Annotated in this window: 5 protein-coding genes; 1 reads left to right on the top strand and 4 read right to left on the bottom strand. The window is 74.2% G+C overall.

What is annotated here, in order from left to right; translation table 11 throughout:
- Positions 1-214 precede the first annotated feature (214 nt).
- Together ACFC0D_RS31115 and ACFC0D_RS31110 are read right to left on the bottom strand one after the other, a co-directional pair.
- Entirely contained in the window at positions 215-1,582 is a 1,368-nt protein-coding gene (locus ACFC0D_RS31115) for a phosphomannomutase/phosphoglucomutase (RefSeq protein WP_376443113.1), read from the bottom strand.
- A 406-nt stretch (positions 1,583-1,988) separates the two neighbouring features.
- Positions 1,989-2,417, bottom strand: coding sequence for a DUF3499 domain-containing protein (locus ACFC0D_RS31110; protein ID WP_376443110.1), 429 nt, complete (start codon positions 2,415-2,417; stop codon positions 1,989-1,991).
- 290 nt (positions 2,418-2,707) lie between these two features.
- Between ACFC0D_RS31110 and ACFC0D_RS31105 the strand changes: the two genes are divergently transcribed.
- Positions 2,708-3,187 (top strand): metallopeptidase family protein, encoded by a 480-nt coding sequence (locus tag ACFC0D_RS31105; RefSeq protein WP_376443116.1) that lies wholly within the window; start codon positions 2,708-2,710, stop codon positions 3,185-3,187.
- Positions 3,188-3,381: 194 nt separating this feature from the next.
- Here the strand turns inward: ACFC0D_RS31105 and ACFC0D_RS31100 are convergent, their stop codons facing one another.
- Both ACFC0D_RS31100 and ACFC0D_RS31095 read right to left on the bottom strand, forming a co-directional pair.
- Positions 3,382-4,905, bottom strand: coding sequence for a DUF5719 family protein (locus ACFC0D_RS31100; protein WP_376443108.1), 1,524 nt, complete (start codon positions 4,903-4,905; stop codon positions 3,382-3,384).
- A complete protein-coding gene (locus ACFC0D_RS31095) occupies positions 4,902-8,534 on the bottom strand; it encodes a glycosyltransferase family 2 protein (protein WP_376443105.1) in 3,633 nt (1,210 codons plus the stop codon). The genes ACFC0D_RS31100 and ACFC0D_RS31095 overlap by 4 nt, the downstream gene beginning before the upstream one ends.
- Positions 8,535-8,587 lie beyond the last annotated feature (53 nt).

Genomic DNA, 8,587 nt, shown 5'->3' with positions numbered 1-8,587 from the left:
GCGGCCCATGCCCCGGCGGCGAGCGGCGCCGGGGCGTCCCGGCGGGGGCGGTCGGTCCGGCCCCGGCAGGGAGAGGGTGTCGGCCGGTCCCCGGCGGGGAGAGGCGCCGTCAAAGCTCCCCGCCCAGGAGGGTGTCGGCCGGTCCCCGGCGGGGAGAGGCTGTCAGAGCTCCCCGCCCGGGAGGGTGTCGGCCAGCCCCGGTGGGGAGAGGGTGTCAGTCCGTCGCGCGGACGAGGGCGAGGACCTCGTCGCGGATCTTGGCCATGGTGGCCGCGTCACGGGCCTCGACGTTCAGGCGGAGCAGCGGCTCGGTGTTGGAGGGGCGCAGGTTGAACCACCAGTCGTCCGCCGACACCGTCAGGCCGTCCAGCTCGTCGAGCGTGATGCCGTCCTGGCCCTCGTACGTCGCCTTGACCGCCACGGTGCGGCCCGCCTGGTCGGCGACCGTGGAGTTGATCTCGCCGGAGCCCACGTAGCGGTCGTACGACGCGACCAGCTCCGACAGGGGGCCGTCCTGGCCACCGAGGGCGGCGAGGACGTGGAGCGCGGCAAGCATGCCCGTATCGGCGTTCCAGAAGTCCTTGAAGTAGTAGTGCGCGGAGTGCTCGCCGCCGAAGATCGCACCCGTCTTCGCCATCTCCTCCTTGATGAAGGAGTGGCCGACGCGGGTACGGACCGGCGAGCCGCCGTTCTCCCGCACGACCTCGGGCACCGACCAGGAGGTGATCAGGTTGTGGATGATCGTGCCGCCGGGGGTCTTGGCCAGCTCGCGGGCCGCGACCAGGGCCGTGATCGCGGACGGGGCGACCGCCTCGCCGCGCTCGTCGACGACGAAGCAGCGGTCGGCGTCGCCGTCGAAGGCGAGACCGAGGTCGGCCCCCTCGGCCCGGACGCGGGCCTGGAGGTCGACGATGTTCGCCGGGTCGAGGGGGTTGGCCTCGTGGTTCGGGAAGGTGCCGTCCAGCTCGAAGTACATCGGTACGACGTCCAGCGGGAGGCCCTCGAAGACGGTCGGGACGGTGTGGCCGCCCATGCCGTTGCCCGCGTCCACGACGACCTTGAGGGGGCGGATCGTGGTGAGGTCGACCAGCGCCTTCAGGTGGGCCGCGTAGTCCTGCAGCGTGTCCCGCTCGGTGATGGTGCCGGTGGTCGGTGCGGCCGCCGGGGCGCCCTCCTCCGACCAGCGCTCCACCATGATGCGGATCTCGGACAGGCCGGTGTCCTGGCCGACGGGCGCGGCGCCGGCACGGCACATCTTGATGCCGTTGTACTGCGCAGGGTTGTGCGAGGCGGTGAACATCGCGCCCGGCAGGTCGAGGCTGCCGGAGGCGTAGTACAGCTGGTCCGTGGAGCAGAGCCCGATCAGGGTGACATCGGCGCCGAGGCGGGCCGCGCCACGGGCGAACGCGCCCGACAGGCCCGGCGACGAGGGCCGCATGTCGTGGCCGACGACGATCGCGTCCGCGCCGGTCACCCGGACGAACGCGGCGCCGAACAGCTCGGCGAGCGTCTCGTCCCACTGATCCGGCACCACCCCGCGAACGTCGTACGCCTTCACGATCTGCGACAGATCAGCAGCCACGGAACAACCCTCCTGAATCCTCGAAACCTCGGCACGCGTGTGCGGCGCGTGTGCCACGCGTGTACGGCGTGTGCGGATGCCCAACCTACCGGGGCCCGCCGAGGGGAGGGCAGAGCGCCTGGCCGGGCGAGCGCCGCGCGTGGGGGTCCGGTGCGGGATGTCGGGCTCGGAAGCAGGGCTGGGGAGCGGGGCTGAGGAGCCGGGCTCGTTGCGCCTGGCTCGGGCGCCGCATTCAGGACGTCGGGCTCGGAGCCGGGGAGCGCGCGGGACGCGGGAGGCGGGACGCGGGGGTGCCGGGCTCGGCCGTCGTGCTCAGGAGTCCGGCGCAGGCCCCGCTCGGGGCGTCGCCCGCTCGGGCGTCCGGCGCCGGTGCCCGGCGCAGAACGTCGTGCTCAGGACGTCCTGCTCAGGAGTCCGGGGAGCGAAGGACGCGGAGGTGGCCGCGGCGGCCGACCTCCACCGGGTCTCCGCCTCGGCCGCCGCCCTTGCCGCCGGCCTCGGCCGTGCGCTGCTGGGGGCGCGCCGCTTCCCGTACCGCGTTGGCGAGGGCTTCGAGGTCGTCGCCGCTGGGGCGGGACGGGGCGGAGCCGTCGGAGAGGCGCACGACCTCCCAGCCGCGCGGCGCGGTGAGGCGCTCGCTGTGTTCGGCACACAGGTCGTAGCAGTGGGGCTCGGCGTAGGTGGCGAGCGGGCCGAGGACCGCAGTCGAGTCGGCATAGACGTACGTCAGTGTCGCGACGGCAGGGCGGCCGCACGCGGTGCGCGAACAGCGACGTACAGGGCTCACGACGTTGGACGGTACCGCACTCTTGAGCGGGCCGCGACGACTCTCCACCAGGTCACTCCACCGTGTCGCGGTGTGACGTCGGACACGGGCTCGCTTCGGGGGGCCGTCCTGACCTGCGCGTAAGGAGGGGCACGGGGGTGGGGACGGCGGTCGATCCGGACAACGGTCGACAGGAATCCGGTCAACCACGGCCAGATGGCCGATCGCGGGAGCCCCCGGAATCGAGCCCGCGCCTGGCCGGAATGTTCAACTAGCGACAGCCCGGCTCCGGCGCGCGGCGAGGCGGTCCGTGTGCGCCACGGTCGACGGGCACCGAGGAGAGTTACGCTGCGTCAGTGATGGACAGTCCTGTGCCGCCGAACCCCTCGTCCCGTCCGCCCGAGCCCGATGCGGCGGAGTCCAGTCCGGTTCCGGTGGAGCCGCGGACGCGCAGGCGCGACCGGCACGGTCGCGGTATGCGCGGGCCGGTCGCCCCGCCGCAGGTGCCGTTGTCCGCGACCCGGGCCGACACCTTCCGCGATCTCGTCCTGGACTCGGTGGAGCGCCTGGAACGGCGCTGGCCGCAGCTGGCGGACGTCGAGTTCATGGTCCTCGACGTGCCGCCCTCGGTGCAGGGCGAGTCGGTGCCGCTGGGCGGGGCCGCGCCGGCGGAGAAGGGCGGGCCCGCCCGGATCGTCGTCTACCGGCGGCCGGTCGAGATCCGCTCCAAGAGCCGTGACGAACGGGCGCTGCTCGTCCATGAGGTCGTGGTGGAGCAGGTGGCCGAGCTTCTGGGTCTCTCCCCCGAGTCGGTCGACCCCCGCTACGGGCAGGACTGACCCCTTCGGGGGAACGCGGGCCACCTTCGGGGGAACGGCGGCCGCCGGGAAGGAACGCCGGCCTCCGTCGAAGGAGCGCCGACGCACTTCCCGTCGTACGACGTGGGTGGCCCCGACGCCGGCCGTCCGGGCACCGGTCGTCCAGGCGTCGGCCGTGCGGGCACCAGCCCGTCGAGGCGTCAGCCGTCGAAGCGTCAGTCGTCCAGGACCGAGAGATCCTGCTTCGCCCTCGGGACCTGCACCGCGCCCCGGTCGTCCGCCAGGGTCTGGACCGTGAACATGGGGATGCCGTCCTGCGGGAGCGCCAGGACGCGTGCGGCGTGGACGGGCCCGCCCGAGACCCGCTCGACCGTCAGCGCGTAGGAGCCCTTCAGACCGGCCGGGACCACGTCGGTCACCTTCGTCGTCGTGCCCGCCTTGACCGTGACGTTCTTGGAGACCGTCGTGCCGCCCTCCGTGCCCGCCGACGCCGTGACCTTGACCTGGGCAGCGGCGCCGGGCGCCGTGAGCGTGAGGGTCGAGCCGGCCGCGCGGTTGTCGGCGACGGTGGCACGGGCGGTGATCGCCGCGGTCGCGGGGATGAAGGCGACCTCCTGCTTGTCGCCCTTGCCCCGTACGACGCGCAGGGCGGCCACGAACGGGGTGGTCTTCTTCGGGTCCGAGGGGGTGAGCAGCAGGGCACCCGCCTCGCCCCTGGTCAGGTCGGGAAGGTCGACGGACGCGGTCATGCCCGACTTCACGTGCAGGGACTGCGCGCTCGCCGGGACGATCGTGCCGTTCTCGCCGACCAGCTGGATCTTCAGCTCCGCGTCGTCCTCGCCCGGCGCGTACGCCACCAGGCGGACCGAGGTCGCGTCGGCGGGGATGCCGGGCAGGACGGCGGTGCCGGCCGGGTCGGCCGAAGCGGGCAGCCAGTCGCTGCCGAGCTTGTCGTCGGCGGAGCCGAGGACCGCGCCGACGCGTCCGCTGCGGGTCGTGACATGGACGGTCACGTCCGCCTGCGCGGCCTCGCCGGTGAGCGTGGAGAGCAGGACGGGGACGCTGGAGTGGGCCGGGACGGGGATGCCCTCGGTCAACTGCGACTTGAGCACGCCCTCGGGGCCGTACAGCTCGATGTCGGCAACAGCGGCGGTGTCGTCGGGGTTGGTGAGGTGGACGTAGTCCTGGCGCTCCTTGGCCGTGGAGGCGGCCGGGAACCAGAAGTCCGTGTCGGGGGCGGAGCAGGCGACGCCGAGCAGTCCGCGCGAGCCGCCCGCGGGGACCACGGTGGTCTGCTGGACCGTCCAGCCGGGGGCGAGGGCGCCGGTCGCCGCGCCGGTCAGGGCGGGGGCGGCGCCGCCGTTCGCCTCGGCGCCGACGGGCTTGCCCGGTTCGGTGACGGTCCCCGGGGCCTTGGCGGCGGAGGGCTTCTTCGCCGGCGTACCGCCGGGGGTGGCGGCGACCGGGGCGGGCTTCAGCTCGGCCTTGGCGGCGGTGCCTCCCTTGGCGGCGGCGCCGACGGCGGCCTTTCCGGCCGGGGTGTACGAGGTGTAGTCGGTCTCGGCCACCTCGGACGTGCTCGGCGCCGGGCACAGCAGGCTGGAGCGCTCGACCGGCATCGGCCCCGTGGCGATCGGCGGGACCTTGACGGTGCCGTCGGGCGCGGTCAGGGCGGCGAAGCCGGTGACGGCGGCGAGGGCGGTGGCGACCGCGATCAGGGAGAGGGTGGTGCGCTTCACTGGTTGCTGCTCCCGTCGGGACGCTGCTCGGTCTCGTAGCCGTAGGTGTACGGGTCGTACGGCTGCTGCTCCTCGTACGGCTGCTGCTGCGGCTGCTGTTCGTACCCCTGCTGCTGGTACGGGTCGTACTGCTGCTGCTCGTACGGCTGGTCGTACTGCTGCGGATACTGCTGCTGGTACGGGTCGGCCGCGTACTCCTGGTAGTAGCCCTGCTGGGCGTACTGCTCCTGCTGCTGTTGCTGCTGCTGCGCGTAGGCCGGGTCGTACTGGCCGTCCCAGTCGGCGGCGTACGTCTGCTCCTGGGGAACCGGCACCGGCTCCTGCTCGGGAGCCGCCTCGTCGGTCGCCGTGGCGGCGGCCTCCGCCTCCGCCGCGGCGCGCAGACGGCGGGCCCGTCGGCCGTCGCCCTCCATCGCCTGGGCGGGGATGGCGACCTCTTCCTCGGGCAGGTCGTCGTCGATCTCGCGACGGCGCCCCGGCAGGGCGAGGACGAGCAGGACGACGGCGAGGCCGACCTGGCCCCAGATCCACAGCGTGTGGGTGAAGGGCTGGTCGTAGGTGAGGTCGAACTTGCCGCCCTCCGCGGGGAGTTCGAAGCCCTGGGCCCAGCCGTCGACGGTGGTCTTCTTCAGCTCCTTGCCGTCGAGGGTGGCGGTCCAGCCCTCGTCGGCGTGGTCGGCGATGCGAAGGACGCGGCCGGCGGGGCCGGACGGGATCTTCGTGTGCGCCTCGACGGGGCCGGAGGCGACCGCGATCGGCGTGACCGCCGCGTCGGTGGCCTTCGCCGTGTCGGTGGGCTTCGCCGCGGGGACGATGGTGGCGCGGGCGACCACGCGGTCGCGGTCGACGCTCCAGAGCGCGCTGCCGTCGAGCTGGCTGAGCCGGTTGAGGCCGGGGGTGGCGTCGAGGACGCGGCTCATCTGGCGCGGTGCCCCGTCGCGTACGAGGACGTAGCGGATCGCGAAGCCGCTGAGCTCCTGGGTCTGGTCGGCGCCGGAGCCGGCCACCAGGTGCGCGACGACCTTGTCCAGGCGCGGGTCGTTGTCGGCCGCGGCGGTCAGTTCGGCGTCGCCGAGGCGGCCGCCGGAGCCGCGGACCAGGGTGTACGCGACCTCGTCGGGCGAGGTGCCGCCGAGGACGAGGGTGCGGGGCTGGTCGGGGTTGGTGCTCTCCTCGGCGACGAACGCCGGGACCTGGACCGGGTCGCGCCGGGTCAGCGGGCCGTCGGCGCCACCGATCATCCAGCCGGCGGCGGCCACGACCGGGCCGAGCGCGGCGGCGAACGCGATGAGCGCGGCGACGGGCTGGCGCCAGCCGAAGCCGTGGGCGGCGACGCGGGTGCGTCCGCCCTCGGCGCCGATCATGCCGGCGGCGAGCAGTGCGGCGCCGTAGACGAGCGTGGCGGGTCCGGCCCAGCCGGTGTCCCCGGCGCCGTTGGAGATCACGGCGAAGAGGAGTCCGGCGAGGGCGGCGGCCCAGGCGACGCGGACGGCGAACTGGCGCTCCTCGCGCAGCAGCGCGGCCAGGGCGGCGAGCACGATGCCGATGAGGAGGAGGCCGCCGGTGGTGCCGGGGCCGCCGGGGCTGATCCCGAGCAGGTCGAGAGCGGAGGCAGTGCCCGTACGGATGTCGAGGCCGGCCTCGCGGAGGAAGGCGGTGGGGCTGGTCAGCAGGGAGAGCGACCAGGGGGCGAGGACGAGGATCGGGGTGCCGACGGCGGCGAGGAAGCGCAGTCCGTACGCCGTGATGTCGGAGCGGCGCAGGGCGAGGACGCCGATGCCGAGGACCAAGGCGAGCGGCCAGACGATCGGGGTGAACGCCGTCGCGAAGGTCAGCAGGAAGGTGTACGCCCAGGTGGCGCGCCAGCTGCCGCGGCCCTGACCGGTCAGTCCGTGGGCGGCGACGGCGGCGCGGGCGATGAGCGGGAGCAGGATCGCGAGGACGGCGGTGCCGAGGCGGCCGGCCGCGAGCGCTCCGGTGGCGGCGGGCAGGAAGGCGTAGGCGATGGAGCCCCACGCGCGCAGCAGCCGGGACTCGACGATCGGGCGCGCGGCGAAGTAGGCGGTGAAGCCGGCGAGCGGGACCGAGCAGACGAGCAGCACGGTGAGCGCGAACGAGGTGGAGCCGAGGAAGAGGGCGGAGAGGGCGGCCAGGACGGCGAGGTAGGGCGGCGCGGTCTGGGTGCCGCCGGTGCCGAGGGCGTGCCAGCTGTCCGCGTACCGCCCCCACAGCTCGGAGACGGAGTCGGGAGCGGGGAGCAGGGCGCCGCCGGCGAGCGAGCCGCCGCCGAACAGGCCGCGGCAGGCCACCACGGAGACGAGCAGGAGCAGTGCGAAGAGGACCGGTCCGGGCTTGCGGGCGATCTTCTTCAGCCGGGCGAACTGCTCGATCTCCAGGAAGTCGGCGTCGTCGCCGCCGGGCCCGGATTCGACGACGCCGTGGCGGGAGCCACCGGAATCGGCGTCGGAGCCGCCGAAGTTCGCGACGATCTGTTCGGCGGTGGCCCGGACGGTGGCGCCGGGCGGCGGGAAGAGCGGGCGCAGTTCGCTCGCGGCGACGGCGGGGTTCTTGCGGCGTTTGCGGGCGGCGAGGATCCGCTCGGGGCGCAGCAGGGTCGCGAAGAGACCCATGACCTCGTCGACGGCCTGGCCGGGCACCTTGCCGACGAGGTAGGCGAGGGTGCGCAGCAGGGTGCCGAGGATCAGCCGGATCAGTACGTAGGGCAGGGCGGCGCCGCGGGCGTTGGCGAGCAGCGTGTAGACGGCGCCGGCCTTGTCGACGCGGTGCGGGTTGGCCACGGAGCGGCCGGCGCAGTCGACGGTGCGGCGTTCGCGGGCGGAGGCCTCGGCGTGGCGCAGGACGGCGTCGGGGGCGACGAGGACGCGGTGGCCGGCGGAGTGGGCGCGCCAGCACAGGTCGACGTCGTCGCGCATCAGGGGCAGGCGGCGGTCGAAGCCGCCGAGCTCCTCGAAGACGTCGCGGCGGATGAGCATTCCGGCGCTGGAGACGGAGAGGACGGAGCGGACCTGGTCGTGCTGGCCCTGGTCCTGTTCGCGGCGGTCGAGTCCGGTCCAGCGGCGGCCGCTGCGGGCGATGGAGACACCGGCTTCGAGGAGCTGTTTGCGGTCGTACCAGCCGCGGAGCTTGGGGCCGACGACGGCGGCGTACGTGTCCGAGTCGACGACGCGCAGCAGCTCGGTGAGCGCGTCCGGCTCGGGGGCGCAGTCGTCGTGGAGCAGCCAGAGCCACTGCACGGGCTCGCCGTGCGGGAGCTCGGGCAGGTCGTAGGCGTCGTCGCTCCAGGTCCTGCTGACCGGGTCCCAGCCGCTGGGGCGCTTCAGATAGGGGAGTTCCTCGGGTCCGAGCACGGGGGCGGTGCGGGCGGCCTCCTCGACGGCGGCACCGAATCCGGTGCGGCGGGCGAGGTGCAGGACGCGGTCGGCGCCGATCGCGTCGGTCAGCAGCTGTGCGGAGTCGTCGGCGCTGCCGGTGTCGGCGGCGACGACGTTCTGCACGGGGCGTTCCTGGGCGAGCAGCCCGGCGAGGGCGTCCGGCAGCCAGCGGGCGCCGTCGTGGGCGACGAGCACGGCGGTGACGACGTGTCGCGGGAACTCAGGAGTTGAGGACATCGAGGTACGGGCCCTCCGGCCGGGGGTCGCCCGCGGGGGGCGTGGGTACGTCT

Source organism: Streptomyces sp. NPDC056222 (assembly GCF_042264065.1).
In the GTDB taxonomy this organism is placed as follows: domain Bacteria; phylum Actinomycetota; class Actinomycetes; order Streptomycetales; family Streptomycetaceae; genus Streptomyces.
The sequence above is the reverse complement of the archived record's forward strand: the minus strand, read 5'-3'. Positions and strand labels throughout refer to the sequence as shown.

Coding starts and splice junctions, on each gene's coding strand:
- ACFC0D_RS31095 (WP_376443105.1), bottom strand. CDS start 8,534: ATGTCCTCAACTCCTGAGTTCCCGCGACACGTCGTCACCGCCGTGCTC.
- ACFC0D_RS31105 (WP_376443116.1), top strand. CDS start 2,708: ATGGACAGTCCTGTGCCGCCGAACCCCTCGTCCCGTCCGCCCGAGCCC.